1 protein-coding gene is annotated in these 302 nt (G+C 70.9%); it reads right to left on the bottom strand.

Annotated elements, in window-relative coordinates:
• Nucleotides 1–302, bottom strand: a 302-nt coding sequence (locus tag EN804_RS36200; RefSeq protein ID WP_348642796.1) for a putative PEP-binding protein, incomplete at both ends; no start/stop codon positions are given.

Below are 302 nucleotides of genomic sequence, written 5' to 3'. Positions count from 1 at the left end.
GTGGCCTTCGGCGCGCAGCTGTTCGCTCAGCTTGAGCATGCGCCGGCGCACCGCCAGCAGTTCCTCGCGGGTGCTGATCATCGGCACCAGCACGCGCAGCTTGCCGTAGGCGGAGGCGCGCAGGATCGCGCGCAGCTGGGTGTCGGCCACTTTGGGTCGGGCCAGCGACAGGCGCACGCCGCGCAGGCCCAGCGCCGGATTCTCTTCGTTGCTCAGGGTCAGGCCGGTGCGGTCGTTGCGGGCATTGGCCAGCGCGGTATTGCGCAGGATCGGGCTGCTGCCGGGGTTCCAGTCGGGGTTGC

It is taken from the genome of Mesorhizobium sp. M8A.F.Ca.ET.161.01.1.1 (genome assembly GCF_004792105.1).
Taxonomy (GTDB): domain Bacteria; phylum Pseudomonadota; class Alphaproteobacteria; order Rhizobiales; family Rhizobiaceae; genus Mesorhizobium.
The sequence above is the reverse complement of the archived record's forward strand: the minus strand, read 5'-3'. Positions and strand labels throughout refer to the sequence as shown.